At 38.8% G+C, this 21,972-nt stretch carries 17 protein-coding genes; 2 read left to right on the top strand and 15 right to left on the bottom strand.

Annotated features, from left to right (window positions below; translation table 11 throughout):
- Positions 1-83: 83 nt before the first annotated feature.
- Together IW492_RS06965 and IW492_RS06960 are read right to left on the bottom strand one after the other, a co-directional pair.
- Positions 84-2,138 carry an FtsX-like permease family protein gene (locus IW492_RS06965; RefSeq protein WP_202066862.1) on the bottom strand — a complete coding sequence of 685 codons (2,055 nt, stop codon included), beginning with the start codon at positions 2,136-2,138 and terminating at the stop codon, positions 84-86.
- On the bottom strand, positions 2,128-2,895 hold the full coding sequence (locus tag IW492_RS06960) for an ABC transporter ATP-binding protein (RefSeq protein WP_202066861.1): 768 nt from the start codon (positions 2,893-2,895) through the stop codon (positions 2,128-2,130). Before IW492_RS06960 ends, IW492_RS06965 begins: the two co-directional genes overlap by 11 nt.
- Positions 2,896-4,395: 1,500 nt before the next feature.
- Between IW492_RS06960 and nrdD the strand changes: the two genes are divergently transcribed.
- Positions 4,396-6,585: an anaerobic ribonucleoside-triphosphate reductase gene (nrdD, locus tag IW492_RS06955; protein WP_202066860.1), complete on the top strand. Its 2,190-nt coding sequence runs from the start codon at positions 4,396-4,398 to the stop codon at positions 6,583-6,585.
- A gap of 534 nt (positions 6,586-7,119) precedes the next feature.
- Complete coding sequence (gene nrdG / locus IW492_RS06950) at positions 7,120-7,722, top strand: anaerobic ribonucleoside-triphosphate reductase activating protein (protein ID WP_202066859.1); 603 nt, start codon at positions 7,120-7,122, stop codon at positions 7,720-7,722.
- Between the two features lie 209 nt (positions 7,723-7,931).
- On the opposite strand, the gene IW492_RS18340 is transcribed toward nrdG, so the two are convergent.
- The 13 genes from IW492_RS18340 to dnaX form a co-directional block, all read right to left on the bottom strand.
- On the bottom strand, positions 7,932-8,066 hold the full coding sequence (locus IW492_RS18340) for a hypothetical protein (RefSeq protein WP_269160921.1): 135 nt from the start codon (positions 8,064-8,066) through the stop codon (positions 7,932-7,934).
- Positions 8,067-8,135: 69 nt separating this feature from the next.
- Entirely contained in the window at positions 8,136-9,281 is a 1,146-nt protein-coding gene (gene dinB / locus IW492_RS06945; RefSeq protein WP_202066858.1) for a DNA polymerase IV, read from the bottom strand.
- Between the two features lie 1,219 nt (positions 9,282-10,500).
- Entirely contained in the window at positions 10,501-12,255 is a 1,755-nt protein-coding gene (locus IW492_RS06940) for an SdrD B-like domain-containing protein (protein ID WP_202066857.1), read from the bottom strand.
- Between the two features lie 722 nt (positions 12,256-12,977).
- Positions 12,978-13,844: a 16S rRNA (cytidine(1402)-2'-O)-methyltransferase gene (rsmI, locus tag IW492_RS06935; protein WP_202066999.1), complete on the bottom strand. Its 867-nt coding sequence runs from the start codon at positions 13,842-13,844 to the stop codon at positions 12,978-12,980.
- Between the two features lie 163 nt (positions 13,845-14,007).
- Positions 14,008-14,355: a DNA replication initiation control protein YabA gene (locus IW492_RS06930; RefSeq protein WP_202066856.1), complete on the bottom strand. Its 348-nt coding sequence runs from the start codon at positions 14,353-14,355 to the stop codon at positions 14,008-14,010.
- A gap of 2 nt (positions 14,356-14,357) precedes the next feature.
- On the bottom strand, positions 14,358-15,188 hold the full coding sequence (locus IW492_RS06925; protein WP_202066855.1) for a PSP1 domain-containing protein: 831 nt from the start codon (positions 15,186-15,188) through the stop codon (positions 14,358-14,360).
- Between the two features lie 21 nt (positions 15,189-15,209).
- Positions 15,210-16,154, bottom strand: coding sequence for a DNA polymerase III subunit delta' (gene holB / locus IW492_RS06920; protein ID WP_202066998.1), 945 nt, complete (start codon positions 16,152-16,154; stop codon positions 15,210-15,212).
- A 2-nt stretch (positions 16,155-16,156) separates the two neighbouring features.
- A complete protein-coding gene (locus tag IW492_RS06915; protein ID WP_202066854.1) occupies positions 16,157-16,486 on the bottom strand; it encodes a cyclic-di-AMP receptor in 330 nt (109 codons plus the stop codon).
- Between the two features lie 14 nt (positions 16,487-16,500).
- A complete protein-coding gene (gene tmk, locus IW492_RS06910; RefSeq protein WP_324254767.1) occupies positions 16,501-17,151 on the bottom strand; it encodes a dTMP kinase in 651 nt (216 codons plus the stop codon).
- Between the two features lie 89 nt (positions 17,152-17,240).
- On the bottom strand, positions 17,241-17,837 hold the full coding sequence (gene recR, locus IW492_RS06905) for a recombination mediator RecR (RefSeq protein WP_202066852.1): 597 nt from the start codon (positions 17,835-17,837) through the stop codon (positions 17,241-17,243).
- A 500-nt stretch (positions 17,838-18,337) separates the two neighbouring features.
- Positions 18,338-19,186 carry a MerR family transcriptional regulator gene (locus IW492_RS06900; protein WP_202066851.1) on the bottom strand — a complete coding sequence of 283 codons (849 nt, stop codon included), beginning with the start codon at positions 19,184-19,186 and terminating at the stop codon, positions 18,338-18,340.
- A gap of 285 nt (positions 19,187-19,471) precedes the next feature.
- On the bottom strand, positions 19,472-19,783 hold the full coding sequence (locus tag IW492_RS06895; RefSeq protein ID WP_202066850.1) for a YbaB/EbfC family nucleoid-associated protein: 312 nt from the start codon (positions 19,781-19,783) through the stop codon (positions 19,472-19,474).
- Positions 19,784-19,803: 20 nt separating this feature from the next.
- On the bottom strand, positions 19,804-21,573 hold the full coding sequence (gene dnaX / locus IW492_RS06890; RefSeq protein ID WP_202066849.1) for a DNA polymerase III subunit gamma/tau: 1,770 nt from the start codon (positions 21,571-21,573) through the stop codon (positions 19,804-19,806).
- Positions 21,574-21,972 lie beyond the last annotated feature (399 nt).

The raw sequence follows: 21,972 nt of genomic DNA, 5'->3' as shown, positions 1-21,972 counted from the left end.
ATTACTTGTCAAACACTGAAAATTGGAATAGAATTCCACACAAACTAGACTCAAACTGCTAAAACCAGCCTGATACCGGACATTCATTTGTTGCTCTCTCCTGCAATCCAACAATAGACTGAAGAAGTCACCAGAAAATAAACTGCGTAAATGATAATCAGCAAACCGCAGGAAAGATAGACCAGCCAATAGCCTGAACTTGGTACCAGCTGGCTGTACAAACGAATGGCAAATCCTGCGTGCAGTAATCCCAAGAGCATAGGCAAAAGGAATACAACAATATTCTGCCTGTAGATCAGTCGTCGCAGCTGCTTTTCAGAAATCCCCAGTTTTCTAAGCAAACTGAATGTTGCTTTCTCACGTTCTGCCTCCGCAAATTGCCGAACCATTAAGACACTCCCGGTAATAATCAGCGCCAAAACACCTAGAAATAACATAACATAGATGAAAACACCAAGTGCTTTTCGATTGTGAATAAATGCGGCTATTCGGCTCGTATAATTCAGACGCCAGCCTTCCTGTTCGTTGACTTCAACCGATTCAGTTTTTGACGCTTGAATCGGTTCCTGTGAAACATAAACCTCACCGTCTGCATTCGTCCCATAATACACCGGATGCTGCCATTCTTTAGAAATCCCAGCCATTATCTGATCCGGAAGTATCTCACCCTCTCTCTGCTCAAGGTTGAAAGCACTCAGTTCAAATATAACATCTGCTGGAATGGCTTCATAAACTTCATCAGAAACCACCATTGTTGGTTTATTGTACCTAAGCATAGAATTTCCTAGATAATCTGACACCATACCTGCAATCATTATCGTTCGGTCTGATGCAAGCTGAACAGCAGAATCATACTCAATAAAGCGACTAAATGTATTCTGTATTCCATTCAGGATTACAGCTTCATTTTCACTTCTTAACGTAACTGTTTGTAAATACGGATTAATCTCCTGATAGTCCTGATAATTAGACAGCGAAATCACATTAATCGGACCTTCATAATCAAGTGTTTCCTTCCGGCTGATTGAATAGCTGTAGCGATAGCGGGCACCGGTCATTTTAAAATTCAGCCTTGTTTCTTGAAGAGCAGCCCCCTGCTCAGCCGCATTTTCTTCTGCTGCTTGAAACAGCTCGCTGCTTACAATAAAATCAACTGGGTCCGAAGAGTTCACACTTTCCATTCCCAGTGTATAAAACGAAGCTGCTCCGCCGATAATCCCCAACGCACAGGCAATAAAGATAGAAACAGCGGTGAGTGTGTTGCTGCCTTTACTCAAATGAAGACGTGTATTACCGGCAGAAAGCATCGTCAAACCATTAGAATAATAGCCCTTCCTGTTGCTGAAAAACTGAATAAGAATATGGATGGTATATTTAAAAATCAAATAAGTGCCGATTGTACACAAGCCGACCAGCAAAAATGGCGCAGACAGCAGCCAGATAAGCTGTGCAGAATTGGTTGGCAGCGACCAAATATTAAATGACAGTATATAACTGAATACAATCAAAACAATTCCTGTTATTCCAAGTACCAACTGTTTTTTCGTCAGTTTTTCTGATTGAATACCTACCCGTTCTTCCTTCTTAAAAAAACTAGTCAGCTGATATGAATAAACCAAAAAGCAGATGTGAATAGAAACAATCAACAGCAGCCAAATAAAAATACCCGTTGTTTCCATAACAGAAGGTACTGATATTCTAAGAATACTTTCTACATTTAAATACATAATTTTGACCAAAATCATCGAAAAAAGCTTCGAAAAAATGATACCCAGTATGAGACCTGCAATTAATGCAGCAGCCCCCAAAATATACAGCTCTATTAAAAGCAGGCTGGCAATCTGTCTGTTTTTCATTCCCGTCAACTGATAAATTCCAATTTCCTTTGTTCGTTGAAAGAAGAAAAAACGATTGACGGTTATCATAAAGCAGGCAATCATTACAATAATCAACAGACTTCCGATTCCCATTGCATTTTTGAGACTGACCTCCTGACCCACACTGTCGATCAGTACCCGATCATAAGTAATAGCACTGAAGCTGTAATAAATGGTTACAGCAAAGACCATTCCAATCAGATAAACTATATAATGATAATATTTCGACCGAACACTTCTCCATGATAACTTAAAAATCATTCAGACGGGTCCCTCCTCCAATTGTCGCCTGCATATCAATGACCTGATTAAAAAATTTCTCTCTGGCTCCCTGTCGAACAACCTCTGCAAAGAATGAGCCGTCTTTGATAAACAAAACTCGGTCACAATAACTGGCTGTGTATGGATCATGAGTAACCATTATGATTGTCGCACCATCCTGTCTGTTTATTTCAGTTAAGTATTGGAGCAGCTCAGCAGCGGCTTTAGAATCAAGTGATCCAGTTGGTTCATCAGCAAAAATCAGCAGCGGCTTTGTGATTAGTGCTCGAGCTGCTGCAGCTCGCTGCTTTTGTCCGACAGATACTGTATTCGGATAATCATTCAAATTTGCTTCAATGTTCAACAGCTCTGCAACATGATGCAGACGACTGTCCATTTCTTCAAGCGGTATATGATCAATGGCAAGAGGAAGCAGAATATTATCCTTGATAGTTAACGAATCAACAAGATTAAACTCCTGAAATATAAACCCTATTTCCTGCCTGCGGAAATCACTTAATTGATTACTCTTTAATTCCAAAATATTTTTCCCGTTAATTCTTACTATTCCTGCTGTTGGCAAGTCAATGGTTGAGATTACATTCAGCAAGGTCGATTTCCCAGCTCCGCTGGGTCCCATAATCCCTACAAATTCCCCTTTTTCAACTGTAAAAGAAAGATCCTCAAGAACCTTTACTTTATTAATCAGATAGCCGTAGGATTTGCTCACATGCTGTACTTCAATTATTTTATTCATTTTTATTGCCGCCAATCATTTTTATTGCTTTCATTTTACCAATAATTCTCCTGCCTGAACATTGATTCGTCTATTATAATATTTTGAAAATCTTATAAAAAATAAATATAATATTGTTTTTAAAATGAATGGCTGAGAATGGATACACTATGCTCCACTTCGATCCTATCAACTTCTACATAGAAAACATACGAGAGTTGACAATCTCTGCTAGGATTGCTTTAGCAGAGTAAATGACGTCCTGTCACATACTCGGTGACAGATCTGGGAGCTCCTCATGTTTTCAGGATCGTTCAGCTTAATTCCGAAGGAGCAGCTCCTGCGATTACTCGTCGAGGTTGTGACAGAAGTGTTCTGTCTCAAGAACCAGGTAGGTATCATGCATCATCTACTCTGACAAGTCAATCGTAGTGATTTATGACAATAAGTCGGAATATACGAAAATTGTCAAGGAACACTAGTCATAAAATGACTAGCTGTGAATGGATACCTCCCTGGAGCTACTCATATTTTCAGTATCGTTCGACTTATTTCCAGAACTGCTGTCTCTACGAGTCTAACAATTCTCGAGACAAAACATTACGCTGTATCCGTTTTTCTACGTCTACGGTTCTCACTACACTACACTTCGTTTCGATCTCATCAATTTCTAAACGGCAAAGCCACTAAGAATTGAAGGACTTCGTTTCGATCTCATCAATTTCTAAACGGCAGAGCCATTAAGAATTGAAGGACTTCGTTCCGATCCTCGAAGCATGGAGGGGCTTTGCTCCTACGCTTCTTCGAATGCTCGTCGCATGTCTAGGGGGCATGTAGGAACTTGCTCCTACGGTTTCTTCGAATGCTCGTCGCATGTCTAGGGGGCATGTAGGAACTTGCTTCTACGCTTCTTCGAATGCTCGTCGCATGTCTGGGGGGCATGTAGGAACTTGCTTCTACGCTTCTTCGAATGCTCGTCGCATGTCTGGGGGGCATGTAGGAACTTGCTTCTACGCTTCTTCGAATGCTCGAATCATACAAAGACTGGAACACCGTTTATTCGGTTTTAGGGATCTCAGACATACAAAACTCCCCCTATACAAGACATTTTTATATTTCAATGTCCTGTATAGAAGGAGCGCACCAATTTCTGCCCCACTCTCTTCGCTGCAGACAAGCAGATAAAGTTAGTAGTCTGTTACTTCATCTTTAGTCTTCTATTAATGAAAATTATTCTAAAATGTTACTTTTTTCACAGATCATTCTCATTACGAAACAATTTGTCGCGCTTCCGTAAAAATCCATTTGTGATTGAAAACTTTTTCTAATCCTCCTTTTTTAGTAAAGCGATTCTTGATAAACCGTTCCGCTTCGTGCTTTCATTAGCTTTTCAAAATACGGATATACAATATATAGTTATGAATATGTGTTTTTTTATCATTTTAGCACTATATATAGTTGAAAGAAAAACGAAATTGATTTATGATAGATGAGGAATAAGTCATTGAGGAGTTGGAAGTTATGATGGAAGTTAAACAAAAAGATTCTCTTAGCACTACCGTTTCATTGCTGCGAAATATGAAGATCATTAAGAGAGATGGTCGTCTCGTTGATTTTGATGATCAAAAAATCTATGATGCTTTGATCAAAGCTGAACAAAAAATTAACGGAGCACTAGCGCCTCTCAGCTACGAACGTATCCAGGAAATTGTTGAGCATGTAGACAGGGAAATTGCAGAACGTTTTACTTCAAACGTAAAAATTTATGAAATCCAAAACATTGTTGAACACATTCTATTGGAAAAAAATGAATACGAATTAGCCGAAGAATACATTAACTACCGTACTCGCCGCGACTTTGAACGCAGTAAAGCAACTGATATTAATTTTACTATAGGGAAACTGCTGAATAAAGATCAAACTGTCGTAAATGAAAATGCCAACAAGGACAGTGATGTCTTTAATACACAGAGAGATTTGACTGCCGGAATTGTAGGTAAATCTATCGGATTAAAAATGCTACCTCCCCATGTTGCCAATGCTCATCAAAAAGGGGATATTCATTATCACGATCTGGATTACCATCCATATACACCAATGACGAACTGTTGTCTGATTGATTTCAAAGGCATGCTGAATAATGGATTTAAAATTGGAAACGCAGAAGTTGAATCACCAAAATCTATACAGACTGCGACTGCACAAATATCACAGATTATTGCCAATGTAGCTTCCAGTCAATACGGCGGCTGTTCTGCCGACCGTGTAGATGAACTGCTGGCTCCATTCGCTGAATTAAATTACTTAAAACATCTTGATGATGCAAAAAAATGGATTGACGGAAAAGAACGTCAGGAAACATATGCGAAGGAAAAAACAAAAAAAGACATCTATGATGCCATGCAAAGTCTGGAATATGAAATTAATACCTTGTTCACTTCAAATGGTCAGACACCGTTCACTTCTCTAGGCTTTGGACTTGGGCTGAGCTGGTTTGAACGTGAAATTCAAAAAGCGATTCTGCAAATTCGAATCAATGGACTGGGAAGTGAAAAACGAACAGCCATTTTCCCTAAACTGATCTTCACACTGAGAAAAGGAACAAATCTGAACAGTGAAGACCCCAACTATGATATTAAACAGCTTGCATTGGACTGTGCAACAAAACGCATGTACCCTGATATTTTGAATTATGATCGATTGATTGAATTGACAGGAAGTTTTAAAGTACCGATGGGCTGCCGCTCTTTCCTTCAGGGCTGGAAAGATGAAAACGGCGAGGAAATTAACGTTGGGCGAATGAACTTAGGTGTAGTAACCTTAAATCTCCCTAGAATTGCTCTTGAAGCAAATGGTGACTTGGACAAATTCTGGTCACTGCTTAACGAACGGCTGGGTACAATGAAAGATGCGCTTGTTTATCGCGTAGAACGTTGTAAAGAAGCCGCTCCTGCCAATGCACCAATCCTTTATATGTATGGTGCTTTTGGCAAACGTCTTTCAAGAGATGAGTCAGTAAATGAACTATTTAAAAATAAACGTGCAACTGTTTCATTGGGCTATATCGGCTTGTATGAAGTAGCTTCCGCATTTTACGGCGGTGAATGGGAAAACAAACCGGAAGCAAAAGAACTGACTTTGGATATTCTTAAAACTTTGAAAGCCAGCGCTGACGAATGGGGCAACGAGTACGGATACCATTTCAGTGTATACTGTACACCAAGCGAAAGTCTGACTGATCGCTTCTGCCGTTTGGATACTGAGAAGTTCGGTGTAATAGAAAACATCACTGATAAAGAATACTATACAAACAGCTTCCATTACGATGTCCGAAAAAATCCGACACCCTTTGAAAAGCTTGATTTTGAAAAAGACTATCCTCAATATTGTTCAGGCGGTTTTATTCACTACTGCGAATATCCAGTTCTGCAGCAAAATCCTAAAGCACTTGAAGCTGTTTGGAATTATGCCTATGACAAGGTCGGTTATTTAGGTACAAACACACCGATAGACCATTGCTATGAATGCAGCTATGAAGGGGACTTCCAGCCGACAGAAAGAGGGTTTGAATGTCCGCAATGCGGAAATCATGACCCTAAATCTTGCGATGTAGTAAAACGTACTTGCGGATATCTCGGAAATCCTCAAGCCCGTCCAATGGTTCATGGGCGTCACAAAGAAATCTCTTCACGTGTTAAACACATGAACTAAAAGGAATCTGTAACAATAAATGGCCAGCTTCAAAGAATAAGGAAAAGCTTCCCAAAATCGTTTTGACGGTTCCAAGAAACAATTTCCTTATTCTAATGAAGCTGTTTTTTTAACCGAGAGTGGGACAGAAATAAAGTTCCAAACGCTCTTCGTATCTACCCCCGAATAAACGGTGGGACAAAAGCAAAAATTCTTTTTGCGACGAGTAACCGCAGGAGCAGCTCCTTCACTGAGTAGATAACAGGACGCATCTGCATCTACTCTGCTAAAGCAATCCTAGTGAAGCTTATGTTTCCTACGTAGAAGTTGATGGGATCGAAGCGCAGCGTAGTGTATCCATTCACAGCTATTCATCCTATGAATAGCGTTTCTTGACTATTTTCAGATATTCCTTCTTAATTCTCGGAGCTAATCACTTTTGTCCCGTCCTCATCTCAGACGAGCGCTGAAGCAAGGAATTGAGTAAATTATTTAAATTGCCTTTTTTACCTGCTTTTACAGTATGAATGCATCATTGAAAGGATGATTTTATATATGAACAATCCTGACCCAAAAGAATGGCTCGCAAAAGATTACAGCCAGAATTATATTGCGGACTATAAAGCTTTCAACTTCGTTGATGGTGAAGGAGTTCGCAACAGTCTTTATGTCAGCGGCTGTCTTTTTGCCTGTGAAGGCTGCTTTAACAAAGCTATACAAAATTTTCATTATGGGAAGCTTTTTACCAAGGAGCTGGAAGACCAGATTATCAAGGATTTGTCTCATGACTATGTCCAGGGAATGACACTTCTTGGCGGTGAACCATTTTTGAATACAGAGGTTTGTCTGAAAGTTGTTGATCGGATTCATCAGGAATTTGGAACAACTAAAGATATCTGGTCATGGAGCGGCTATACCTTTGAAGAGCTGCTTTTGGAAACAGAAGACAAGCTGGAGCTGCTTAACAAAATTGATATACTGGTGGATGGTCGTTTTGAATTAAGCAAACGTAATTTAAATCTCCAATTCCGCGGAAGCAGTAATCAGCGGATTATAGATGTAAAAAAATCTCTCGCAGAAGGCAAAGCAGTTATTTGGGAAAAATGTCATGATGCAGAAACCTCCTACGAGCAGATACGTAAAGCTGAATTAATATAGACAAGCGATAGAGATAAGCGATTTAAAATCGCTCATTTCTGTCGTTTCTTTACTTACATTCTAAATGAATACCTGTCTGCATCTTATCTATCTTGTCCGCTTTTATGAAAGCCGTACCTTTCATGAAAGCGATGATTTCTAATTGAATAGTCAGGTATTTCCAAGGGCCAGCAGGTTAACTGTTCTTTCTGTTCCAACAACTCCCACGCTTAGATGCCCAACCCTTTTCCAATATATTTCGGCAGAATGCAAAATTTTCCAAAATTCCAGTTGATAGTTGATTCTTTACGGTGAAAATTCATACAGCCATTATCTGTCTCCTCTATTACAATAATACGTGTCATCCTAATGAAGCCTCTCTGAAGTTCATTTTTTCTCGTTTTTCACCCCTGTCAATTTTACATGGAGATTTTTTATGTATCTGTTTGATTGATATTAGTTTTCTCCTGCTCTCCCCACAATGGGAGCACAATATTTTCATAAGACAAGGGATCAAGATTAGTCAACGTAATCCCCAACAGCCGTATCCCATGCTCCAACCCACCAACTTCTTCCCAGATCAGATGAGCCTGATAGTAAAGCTCTTCTTTTTTTAAAATATAATCAGGTAGAGTCTTTCTTTTAGTTACAGTTGTATAATCTGCATATCTAACTTTCAAAACAATCGTTTTACCATGTTTTTGTACTCGTCTTAAAGAGTGTTCAACTGATTCTGCCAGTGTACGGAGCTGAGTAACTACTTCATTTTCAGTTGTCAGCGGTATTCCATATGTATTTTCTCTGCCGACAGATTTTCGATCCCTTGTCACACTGACCGGTGAATCATGAACCCCTCTGACCTTTCTATATAAAGAATAACCCATTTTACCAAAATATCTGATTAGAGTCATTTCGTCTACCTCATACAAATCAGCACCTGTAAAAATCCCCAAATCATTCATCTTAGGTACTGTTTTCTTACCAATCCCATGAAATTTGTCGATTGGAAGAGCCTTTAAAAAATCTTCCGCCTCTTCCGGTAAAATGACTGTCAAACCTTTGGGTTTTTGAAAATCTGAAGCAAGTTTTGCTAAAAACTTATTATAACTAACCCCTGCTGAACAAGTCAGCCGAAGCTCCAGCCAGATATCCCGTTGAATCAGCTTGGCAATCTTAATTGCAGAGCTGCTCCCGATTTTGTTCACAGTAACATCCAAATATGCTTCATCAATTGATACTGGTTCAATAATATCCGTATATCGTCGGAAAATCTCACGAATTTGAACAGAAATTTCAGAATATTTTTTATGGTTTCCAGGTTTAAAAATGGCCTCCGGACAAAGTTCAAAGGCTTTTTGAGCGCTCATGGCAGAATGGATACCGTATTTCCGTGCTTCGTAATTTGCGGTTGTTACTACTCCCCGACCGCCAGTATCGCTTGGATGACGGGCGATTACCAGGGGATGACCGACAAGCTCCGGATGATCTCTTTCTTCTACTGAAGCAAAAAATGCATCCATATCTATATGAATAATTTTTCTTGAGGTATCTTTTTTTAGAGGAAATTGCAGTTCACTCATCCGTCAGCGCCCCTTTCCTCTATTATTATAAACGAACGTTTGTTCATATACAATCCATCGTGATTGCGAATAAGAAACTTTTTTCAACCAGTTGTTCAACAGTCTATTCCTTTATATTCTAGCACTGGTGCTGCAAAGATATAGCCCAAGGTTAGTTATTCAAAGCTTCCCCCGCTGAAATACCTGCTTGTTTAAAGGAAGGTGAGAAGAATCAATTAAGTGAAAACTACTTCTCTTCATTGTCGGTTGAATCTGCTGAGTCTTTACCGCCAGTTATTGAAAGAGTGCCTGTAGAATTTTTTGATTGATCGCTTGCAGCTTTCTAGAAAAAGAACAGTGATCAATTACCCATTTCTTTGTCTGACTGTTTCTGTTGAAAAGTACGTCCAATTCCACTATAGCTAAGTATTTCTTAATAAATGGTATAGAGAAAGCTTTTCAATACTGTTTGAAAATCAAGTTTTTATGCTAAGAATGAAATTGGCTGATCTTTTGTTAGGCTTCTTCCGATAAATTATTTAAAGAAATAGAAGAAAATAATTTCTGAAAAAAGTTTTTTTGAGTTAAACTTATCTATATACAAGTCCTTTTTGTTTAGGCTTGGTTTTCCCGGTTTTCTTAGAAAAGAACAATCCATTTCTGTCACAATAATGAGCTGATCCAAAAGAAAATAAGGAATTGCAAACTGTTTCAACGAAGGAATTACAGCTTGCTGGACGTCATTTAGGGATGAAAGCAGCCACAGCCTTTTTTCCGAGCTGCTCCCGGCTAACCGTCTGTTCCAGATACTGGAAATATAGCTCGGGCTTGATTCTTTGGTGCTTCTATTTCTGTGCAGCACTAATGATATTTTAGTTGTTTTTTATTCAGTGACTGCAAAAAAATAAGAGAAGGACAGAAATAAATTTCTGAACTCTCTTCGTATCAACCCCCGAATAAACGGCGGGACAAAAGCAAAAATTCTTTTTGCGACGAGTAACCGCAGGAGCAGATGAGTAGAACGATCTAGTTTGTCCCTCAAGGTCAACTTGGAAAAGAACCTCAATAAGTGATCGACCTACAAGCCCTTCTGTCCTCTTTAGTATGACAGGAAATAGCGTGTAGGTCGATCGTTTTTTTCTTTTCATTCTATTTGGTGATGGCGACAGCCCTCATGAGTGTTTGTCACGACCTCTGTATTAGCAAAATTATTTAGATTATTTCCTATCCTATCTGATTCTTAAAAATCAAACAGAATCGTTGAACCGCTGTAAATACCGACAGTCCAGTTAACAGTCAGATGATTTTCTCCTTCAGTAAAAACGTTACTTAATGGAAGATCATAGGTTGATTCTTTCGATAGCAGCCCTTTTGCTTTAATGTCAAATGTACCTGCAGAATCATCATTCAAGCTATACGATACTTTCACTGCAGAACTGTTTTTATTTGAAAAAGTCAGAATTGCTGTATTTAGATTTTCATCTTTTGATTTCACCTGAATAGTCGGTGTCGTCAAATTCCCGATGCCGATATTTTGAGTTATTGTTGTCACACTATCTGTTTGACCAAACTCATACACACCTACAATACGTTTACCACTCAGAGCTTCTGGTTTCCCACCCACTACTTCCGGATAAATAGGAGCCGTTTCAGAAACACCAAGATAAACAGGCTGCCCATAAGGAATTTTTTCAAGTTTGTATGATCCTACAAGTGATGGTGATTTGGTTTGTGCAAGAACATTTCCGTTGCCATCATAAGCAGTCAACTCAACTTCTTTTAGAAATTCCAATACTCCCTTTTTACCGTCCATATTAGTATCATTAAATACCTGTCCGGTGATATTCGCATATTGCTTAATACCAAAATAAAAATGATCAGTCTTTTTGATTTTCAAACCGGTAAAGTCATAGACGTTTCCAAAGTAGTCTACTTTTACAAAACGTGTCGCCGGAATCTGGTCAATCAAATTACCAATTCCCCGCAATGCTTGAGTCGAGCTTTGAATAGTTGCTGCTGTTTCTTCACCAAGCCATGCTTCATAGTTCAATTTATCCACTTCATCTGCAATTTTTGGAAAGAGCTCTGCAAGTTGCTTGATATAACGATTTTCATTGTTCGTATCAATATCGCCTGTCGAAAGCAACTCAGGATTATTCAGAATTGAGGTTACATCTTTTCCCTGAATAATATCCAATATAGCTGTAATTTTACTGCTGTTTTCCAGCATACCGGAAAGTGTCAGATTAAATGGCGAACGCATAATAATGTAAAAATCGCTCTCTATATTGGGAATATTGATCAGCTGACCTTTTTTTGTAGTTCTCAGATAAATTGCATCTGCAATATCAACATCTCCATTAAGTGCATTGCTTAAAAGCGAAGCAACATTTACGGCTCCTAATTCCCCCGTTTCCATAACTTCTGCAAAACGGCGCAGATTTAGAATAATCATCGTTTTCCCATTGATAATTTCTTCGCCTTCACCCATTACGCCATCCCAATTGTTATCATTAAAAGGCAAAATATTTAATGAAGCTGCTCTTTTTAAGGAAAGTTTTGTTGTATAAACCGCTTGCAATGTTTTAGTCGCTTCTACTTTGACAATCCCTGATATTGCTTCACCCTTCGAGTTCACCGCAGTTTCAGCTGAAATGGTTGGTTTATATCCTGCATCATAATCATACCGCAGATAGTACGTACCTTTTTCCAAACCGGAAAAATTAAAAACACCTAGACTGTTGCTGGCAGCTTCTTTAACCCTATTTTGATTGTTTTGGGCATCCTCTAATCCCTTGTATAAAACAACCTTCTGCTTTGCCAGCCCAACTTCAAGTTTGTCCAAATCCTGAATGCCGTTTCCATTGATATCATGATAGACTGAACCTGTTATTGAATTGATTTTACTCAAACTAGCTTCGGCAGTCTCCCCATTGACACCTGCTGCTGCAATGCTCATAAGAAGCAGTGCAATTCCGTACAGTACTTTCTTCATTTTCCCCCTCCTAATATCCAATAATTATTTCATTTCTATTCTACTTTATTTGTACTAATTAGTAAATAATATATTGTTTCAAAAGATAAAAAATATCCTCTGAATAAAATTCAAAAAATGACTATTATCCTCTTGGAAGCCCATAAGAAAATAATGGCTATTTCTGATATTCACTTGTTAATCCGCAATTTTATGCAGATTAATCATATTATCTTATTTTCACTTCTTATCAGATAAAGTTATTTTTTATATTATTCATTTTAAAAATGGTATTAATTCCTCATTCCCTTATTTTAATACGTATGACTTTTTTAACTGGTCAGACAAATATTTTACCATCTCCAACTTTTCCGCCTGACAAATATCCAAAATAAGAGAAATGACTGACTCAACATTTCCATCTTCAACAATAAAACTAAGCTTCACATTCAGGAATAGAGTAGTGATAGCCTCCTGTCCTCGAACATATTATCTACAATCCCTCTAAAATCAAATTTAATCAACCTTCATTTTTAACAAATAATGTCATAAGATATCCTCTTAATAAATGGGGGAATAAACCAAGCTCGTCTTACTATCAAATTTACTTTAGTGAGCTATACTTCATCTAAAAAAAAGCCTGACAATTTAATTCGCCCGGCTGATTTTTATATTCTATTGTCTCCCTTTCATACTGCGAATAACCTCCGCACAGATAATCGAACTCACATATTACCCGATATCTATTCTTCACCTACATGGTAGGCTTTATAAACATCCTGTTTTTTCATCCCTCTAAGTTTAGCCGCTTCCTTCACAGCTTCTTTTGAAGTCAGACCTGTTGAAATAAGTCCTTCGACATGTTCCTTCACCGAATCCGGAAAATCAACAGTTTCCTCAGGTTCTTCTCCTCCGGAAATAATTAAACAGCATTCCCCTTTGACAGATTGCTCCTCTAGATAACGAATCAGTTCACTAACTGTTCCGCGAAGATACTCCTCATGGAGCTTTGTCAGTTCTCTGCACAAAACCGCTTGACGCTCACCACCATAGATCTCCTGCATATTCTTTAATGTTGCCAGTACTCTATGAGGCGACTCATAAAAAATTTGAGCAGGAACCAGATATTTTAGCTTGTCCAGAGCAGCCCTTTGTTCTTTCCCTTTTCGAGGCAGAAAACCATAAAAGGTAAACGGCTGAGGTAAAATTCCTGAAGCAATTAAAGCGGTTATTCCCGCTGAAGCACCAGGTAATGCAATGACAGAGATTTGTGCCTTTATACAGGCAACGACGAGTTCGTGTCCCGGGTCGCTGATCGAAGGCATTCCGGCATCACTGACCTGAGCGATTGTCTCTCCTGAGAGCAGGCGCTCAAGAAGTACAGGTATTCGCTCTTTGTAATTGTGTTCATGAAAGCTCATTTGAGGGGTATCAATTTCAAAATGATTCAGCAGTTTTTTCGTTGTTCGAGTATCTTCACTGGCTATCAGATCTGCTTCCTTTAAACTACGGATACTGCGAAACGTCATATCTTCTAAATTTCCTATCGGCGTTGGGACTAAAAATAGTTTCCCCTGAGCTTCCTGTATATAGCTTTTTTGCTTTTTCAGCGTTTTTCCCTCCACTCTCTCTAAAAAGAAATAGGGCGTGGCAGTATTTGCCACAGCCCTTCAAAACCCCATAAATGATATTTCAGAACCAACCTCTTCGATAATAAGCCGAAATTCATCAAAAATTTATGAAATACCAATTAAGAATCAATCAACCTTCTGCTTATTTATTACGCTCTCCATAGATTACATCCAGACAAAACGCACATTCTTCATCATTTTCTCTACGGGAGCCATACAAAATATTACATACATGAAATCCCTCTTCATACAATTTTTCCAAATTCATCCGTGATTTTGATAATTCCTGTCGAGAAGGGTCAGCGTCTGGTTGAGAAAGCTGGTTTAATTCCTGCAGATGTTCTCTTAATCGCTGATTTTCTATTTCAAGTGTTGTGTTTCTTTCAACAAGCTCATGAAGCCCTTCCTTTAACTCAGACAACCGGAACATCGTTTCTTTCAACTCTATTTCAAGTGAATCCAGTCCATCATACAGTGATCGTTTATCCATCTTTAATCACCTTTTTCTGAGTCAGCTTTTTCTGCAGCTTCTTTCAGTTCCTCATAATCATATTCAACTGGTGTTTCTCTGCCGAACAGCCTGACTTTGACGATTCTGCTTAAAAGATTAAGACCGATAACCTTTCCTTTGCCGTCAGGAGTCAGAACCTCTGATCCATAATCAGGCAATTCTTTTTTCGCTGCTTCGTATTCATCATTTTCATACTTCAAACAGCACATCAGACGACCGCATAATCCGGAAATTTTTATCGGATTGAGAGACAGGCCCTGATCCTTTGCCATTTTAATCGAAACTGGAACAAAATCACCTAAAAAAGTCGAACAGCACAATTGACGGCCGCAGGGACCAATGCCGCCTAAAATTTTGGCTTCATCTCTTACACCAATTTGCCGCAGTTCAATTCTGGTTCTAAAAATAGCTGCCAAATCTTTTACCAGCTCACGGAAATCAATTCGTCCGTCTGCAGTAAAATAGAAAATCATTTTGCTGCGGTCAAATGTATATTCCACTCGAATCAGCTTCATTTCCAGCTGATGCTTGGCAATTTTTTCATTTGCAGTAGAAAACGCCGCATCGGCATCTTCGATATTCTTCTGTTCTTTTTCCAAATCTTCAGAAGAAGCTTTATTTAAAATTGGCTTTAAATCCTCAGGCAAATCCTCAGGATCAAGGGATTTCTTAGGTATGGCAACAACAGCCATCTGCTTTGACTGCTGAGATTCTACGAGGACTTTTTCATCATAGACATACTCTGCCTTACCTGGAGAAAAGTAATATATATGACCGGCTTCTCTAAAACGAACGCCTACTACTTCAACCATTGTAATCCTCCTATAGATAAATTAAGGGTGAATCATTCGTAAAACAAGCTGTTCACAAACGCTTTGCCAGCTGACATTTACCTCCCATTTTCGATACGCCTTCAGAATAAGCTCCACTCGCAGTGCAGCTTTTTCAACGTCTGCTTTCGATCGTCCTTCTGTTGCTTTTTCCAGTAACAGCTGACGATAATAGGCAAGTAACAAGTCAAAGCCCAGCTTCTGCTGTTCTTTTTCCCTGAAAACTTTTGTCATTTTTTTCTGAACATATATAAACGCCTGAAGATCATCTTTCACAAGATAATCAAACCATTGCTTAATGATTTCCCTAGCCTCATTAAACCACTCATCTTGCGAGATTTCAACTGCTTTATCTAAACTATTTGTCAAAGAAGACAAAAGAACAGCAGTTTTTTCACCTATTCCTTTATCTTTTAATAAACGAATCATTTTTTCTGCAGCCAAGGGCTGAAAATGCAAAATCTGACAGCGGGACTGAATGGTCGGAAGTATTTTCCCGATTGATTCAGTTTCAAGTATCGCGACAACATTTCCTTCCGGCTCTTCCAAAAATTTCAGCAGACTATTTGCTGCACCTATACTCATTTTTTCTGCCTGCTCGATAATAAATACTTTCTGTTTTGTTTCCACTCCACTTTTACTATACTCAGTTTTTAACTGGCGAATCTGATCAACTTTTATTGTCTGTCCGTCAGGCACGATGGTAAGAACATCTGGATGCTCCTGTTCGTTAATCCGTACACAATTGCTGCATCGATTGCAGGGATTATTGTCTGTTATATTCTGACAAAAGATTCTTTTCGTCAGCCACAGGGCAAATTCCCGCTTACCGGTTCCTGAACCGCCTTCAAAAAGATAAGCATGGGCAATACGTCCATGCTCAAAACTTTTTGTCAGCTGTTTGTACAGTAAGGGCTGCTGCTGTTCCAGCTGTTGATAATCATTCATCATCAGTACTGGTGAAATCCTTCTACAGGAAGAATAAAGACTGTCGCTCCGCCTACTTCAACCTCTACCGGATATGGTACCTGCCCCTCCATTGTAAGATCAAGAGTCACCGGTGCAGAAACATACTGTTTACGCGACTGGCAAGTTTCTTTAATCAGCTCAAGTGCTTCCTCTACTCTTTCATCATCAATCCCTATAATAAATGTACTGTTTCCGGCTTTTAAAAATCCACCGGTCGTAGAAAGCTTGGTCGCACGAATATTTGCATCAATGAACTCATTGGCTAAACGATTACTGTCTTTGTCCTGTACAATAGCTAATATAATTTTCATTTGACATCACCCTTCTAATTTCTAAAATATTCTGGATAGCGATTGACAATTGCTTCAAATGTTAGTTCCACAACTGATTCCAAACTCAATTTGGCATCAATCTTTTGAATTCTCTCCGGGTTTTCTTCCACCAGTTTCAGATACTCATGACGGACACGCTGATGAAATTCAAGACCTTCCGAATCCAGTCGATCGTACTGGTTTCTTCTGTTATTTTGTATGCGCTGAAGTCCTGTATCAGAATCAACATCCAAATAAATTGTAAAATCAGGAACCGTTCCTTCAATGGCAAATTCATTGATTTCTGCGATTGGCTTAACACCAATCCTGCGTCCTGCCCCCTGATAGGCAATTGAGCTGTCCACAAAACGGTCACATAAAACAATATTGCCTTCTTCCAAAGCAGGAAAAACCTTTTCCACTAAATGCTGTCTTCTAGCTGCTGCATAAAGCAGCGCTTCCGTCCGTTCATCCATCTCCTGGTTTTGGGGGTCTAATATAATCTGACGAATCTTTTCTGCAATAGGAATTCCACCAGGTTCTCTTGTTTTAATAATCCTCTTTCTGGCCGACAATGTCAGTCGTGGATATAATTCTCCCAATACACTGGTTTTCCCCGCTCCATCTGGCCCCTCAATTGTTATAAATAGTCCTTTTAAGCTCATATGCTTCATACTCTCTTTCAGTCATTATTAACTCATTGGTTTAATATATTTATTTTACTTGAAAAACAAACCTCTGTCGAATATCCCATTTAAAGCTCTCTGCGTCCTTCAACTGCTTTAAGCAGCGTAACTTCATCCGCATACTCAATATCACTGCCTACAGACAATCCGTGAGCAAGTCTCGTCACAGTAATTCCTGCCGGCTTAATCAGTCGGGAAAGATACATTGCAGTAGCTTCGCCTTCAGTTGTTGCATTCGTTGCAATAATCACTTCCTGCACCTCATCATCATGAAGTCTTTGGATTAGTGAAGGGATATTAATATCCTCAGGTCCAGTGCCTTCCATTGGAGAAAGGACACCATGAAGTACATGATACAGTCCATGATATTCTCTGACTTTTTCCATTGCCATAACATCTTTGGATTCCTCAACAACCAATATTGTACTTCGGTCTCTGCTCTGATCTTTACAGATATCACAGGGATCTTCTTCTGTAATATTTCCACAAATACTGCAAAAATGAAGATCTCTCTTTACACTGATTAAAGATTTAGCAAAGGTGTTTACATCTTCTTCTTTCATATCTATCGTATAAAAAGCCAACCGAGTTGCTGTTTTCTGTCCTATTCCGGGCAGCTTCATATAGCTCTCAATCAATCTGGCAATGGGTTCAGGGTATTGCATCTATACTTTAACTTCCTCTCATACCGGACGTATGCCGTTAGTACTTTAATTATCAAAAACCTGGATACTCGACTATTCGGTTTCATATCCGGTTAACTTCCAATGTTTAAGCAAATATTTGTCTGTAACTTAAAATTTCCTGTTATCAAATATTTTTCTGTGAATAGCAAATCTTTTTATTTCCCATCTCATCATTATACACTTAATTTGCTCAAGTGTTTAGTTATAACAGCTGATTCTTCCACATTATTAATTGTATTGATTTTCTTTTATAATTACCTCCAACAAATAACCTTTTAATAAAAGAGCACAGCAACCAATTCATCAAATTATCAAAAACTTGATTTTCTGCTTAATACAGATAAAACCACGTATACCGCACTATCATCATTTTAGCAAAGTTTGATGGCAGAAACAAAAAGAGCAATACACCTCATTAAACAGCCTGCTCAAACTCTCTATTTGAGTTTATCCATAATATTGGAGGCTGAATTGTTAATTTAGTACTCCAGTGACTTTTTTTTATTTTCACAATCAATTGGTGCCACCACAAAAGAGGTCTCTGTAATCCATTTTGCAGGATCTGGCTCTTGTCCCGGTGATACATGAGAACGATTCACCATAGGACCTGCAACCTGATACTGGTTGAATTCGAGCCACAAAGCAATCGCCTGTGTGACCTGAGGCATCTGCTCAAAGCTGCCGTTAAAGGTTACTGAAGCAGTCAGCATTTCGGAAGCATTGAAAAAAGTAATTTCTCTGTTCCCTTCATACTCTCTCGCTACTTCTATCTGCACCTCAACATCCACATCTTTCTCTCTATACTCTTCATCATGATAAATACTTACAGGAAGTGAAGCTGGAACAGCTTTTGCACCTAGCTGCTGGATTTGTTTCCATATATTTTCCCAGAGTTCCCCTTCATCCTGATAGGTCAGAAGCTTTTTTCTCATACTGGCTACTTTTCTTGCCGGTATTACCTTTAAGAGAACATTATACTTTTCTATATCGCTGCCTTCTCTTAATTGCGTTTGCAATTGTTGAATCATTTTTTTCTTTTTTACCAGCGTTTCCATCTCTTCATCAATTTCAGATTCTTTTTCCTCATAATATGAATTAACAATCTCTAGTTGCTCTTTTTCCAGAATCTCTTTGATAGTTTCCAGCTTTAAACCTACCTGTTGAAGTAGTTTTATCTGATTGATTTTTGTTATCTGTCCAGCTTCATAATAACGATAGCCTGATTGGAAATCAATTTTAGCAGGAATCAACAAATTCAATTTTTCATAATATCTCAATGTCCGTACTGTTGTATTGGATATTTTTGAGAACTCCCCGATTTTAAACATCTTTCAGACCCTCCCATCAATAACTTAGCCATTTTACATATCAGCATCGTCGTGCCTTTTGAACTACAGATCAGTATTTTTCTCATACCCATATATAAAAACAATCCCCTCACTCTCATCAGTATGAGCCATGCCTTAAATACAAGCCACGAAATTAAAATATATTTAGGACCTGCTTGCATTAAACACTGTCTAAATCAAGTTCCAAAAAACCCCTTAATCTGCCCGATACGTAGATTAAGGAGTTAAAAATATTTTTCTCAGTATTAAAAGTCAAAATGTTTATTAGAGTCCCGGAAGTCCTTTTGCATACTGTCCCATTGTTGCCTGAGTTTCTTTTTCAATTTTGTTTAAGCCGTCATTAACAGCCATTATAATAAGATCCTGCAGCATCTCAACATCTTCCGGGTCTACAACCTCTTCTTTAATCGTGATATCTTTTAATGTACGATCACCTTTAAATACAGCCGTTACAAGCTGATTGGTTGCTTCACCAATAAATTCTTTTTCATTTAATGCAGCCTGACTCTTTTCCATTTCTTTCTGCATTTTTTGAACCTGCTTCATCATTCCCTGCATATTTCCCATTCCACGCATAACATTCTTCCTCTCTCATTCTAATCATTTACTACTTCTACTAACTCTGATCCAAATATGGCAACAGCCTCATCAACAACCTGCTGCTTCCCGGAGTCATCTTCAACTTCTTCAGAGATTAGCTGAATTTCACCATTGTTGTCGATTTCATCAATATCATGTGCCGCCTTCTGTCCTTCATTGTTTTGCTGAATAAAGGTCTGACGCAGCTTCGGCCAGCTGTCTCTTGTGATACAGACAATGCCCGGAGATGCATCAATCAGTCTGCTTAGATTATTTTGAATCGCCAGTTGAAGTTCATCATCTCCTGCAGCTCTGGAACAAACAATCTCATAATCAAATGCCAGCACAATGCTCGCTGGACTGCCGGCCACAGGTTCACTGGCTTTCAACATCGCCCGCTGCGTAACCGACATCATCTGCAGCAAATCATCCCAAACATTTTTTATATTGAGAAGGTCTTTCCTTGTAGCTTCTCTTAAGACTTGGTAAACACGTTCAGTCGGCACTTTAAAGGCATTTCGATTTGCCTGCTTTGGCGCAGTTTTAACTGGCTCGGAAGCAGTCGAAGCCGCCCCATTCTTTTTAAGTGTTTCGATTTCCTTTTGCAGGAACTGGATTTGTTTCTGAAGATCAGATACTGCCTGACCGCTGCTCTCATTTACTTGAGTGTGCTCAGGCAGGTTTACACTTGGCTGCAAAGCAGCTTTACCGGTCTGAGCCAGCTTGACTGTTGCCACTTCAAGATAGATTCCAGCGTGATTTGTAAAACGAATATCATTTTGCGTATCACTTAGAATTTCCATCAAATGATAGATTCGTTCAGGTGCCGTCTCTTCTGCAAGCTGTTTAAAACGATCTGTAATCGTACCTGTCTTCCCTTCAAGAAGCTTAGGTGCCTGTTGAAACATAAGCAAATCACGGGAATACAATAAAATATCCTCCAAAAAACGACTTGCTTCTGTACCGGCACTTAAAATGATTTCCAGTGTTTCCAGACCTTTCTCAACGTCTCCTGAGATACAGGCAGAAACATATTGATCCATCATCTCATAAGTCAGGCTCCCGGTCACCTGCAGTGCAGATTCCAGTGTCAGCATCTCGTCGCTGAATGAAAGTGCCTGATCCAAAATACTCAGTGCATCCCGCATCCCGCCTTCAGCTGCTCTGGCAATTGTATACAATGCCTGTTCTTCATAACTCAGAGAGCTTTGCTTTAAAATATAGGCCAAATGCTCTACGATATCCTGTGTATTAATTCGTTTAAAATCAAAACGCTGTGTTCTTGAAATAATTGTCAGCGGTATTTTATGTGGTTCAGTAGTAGCTAAAATAAAAATAACATTTTTTGGGGGCTCTTCCAGCGTTTTCAGCAAGGCATTAAAAGCGCCTGTGGACAGCATATGAACCTCATCCACAATATAAACTTTATAGTCAGCTTGTGTAGGCGCATATTTGGCTTTATCTCGAATGTCCCGAATTTCTTCGACACCGTTATTACTCGCCGCATCAATTTCAATAACATCATTCAAACGTCCTTCTGTAATTCCCTTACAAATTTCACATTCATTACAGGGTTCTCCATCCACACTGTTTTTACAGTTGATTGCTTTGGCAAAGATTTTTGCTGCACTGGTTTTACCAGTTCCTCTTGGACCGGTAAACAAGTAAGCATGAGAAGTTTTATTCTGTATAATCGCATTTTTCAATGTTTTTGTAACAGCTTTTTGCCCAACAATATCGTCAAAACGCTGAGATCTCCACACACGATAAAGTGCCTGATATGCCATTATTTACCCTCCTCTGAAATTTCACTATGTACTATTATACGTGATTTTAACCATTTAAGCATTAAAAACCTTTTATGATTTTCTATCAAAAAACAAAAAATTGCTCAAGTTCATCTGATAATGAATCCATAAAAAGTTTCAGGTTGACTGTCAAAATGAAAAATTCAACCAGAGGAAAAATTAGTCTTGAGCCAGTCTGATATAACGATTGGAAACATTCCTGTTTCAACTTATCAAGCCCCTTATTTTAAACGAAAAAGGAGCCCGAGGAATCATGGCTCTATAATATCTAGTGTTGGTGGCGTGATTGTCACTGACACTTTTTTCATTTTGAAAAAAAACAGGAAAGACATCTTGAAATCCAGTAGAATTAAAGTCGACAAAAACCAATTCAAAGGA

Origin of the sequence: Enterococcus sp. BWB1-3, assembly GCF_016745275.1 — a bacterium.
Lineage (GTDB): Bacteria > Bacillota > Bacilli > Lactobacillales > Enterococcaceae > Enterococcus_L.
This window is presented reverse-complemented; position numbering and strand designations above follow the sequence as displayed.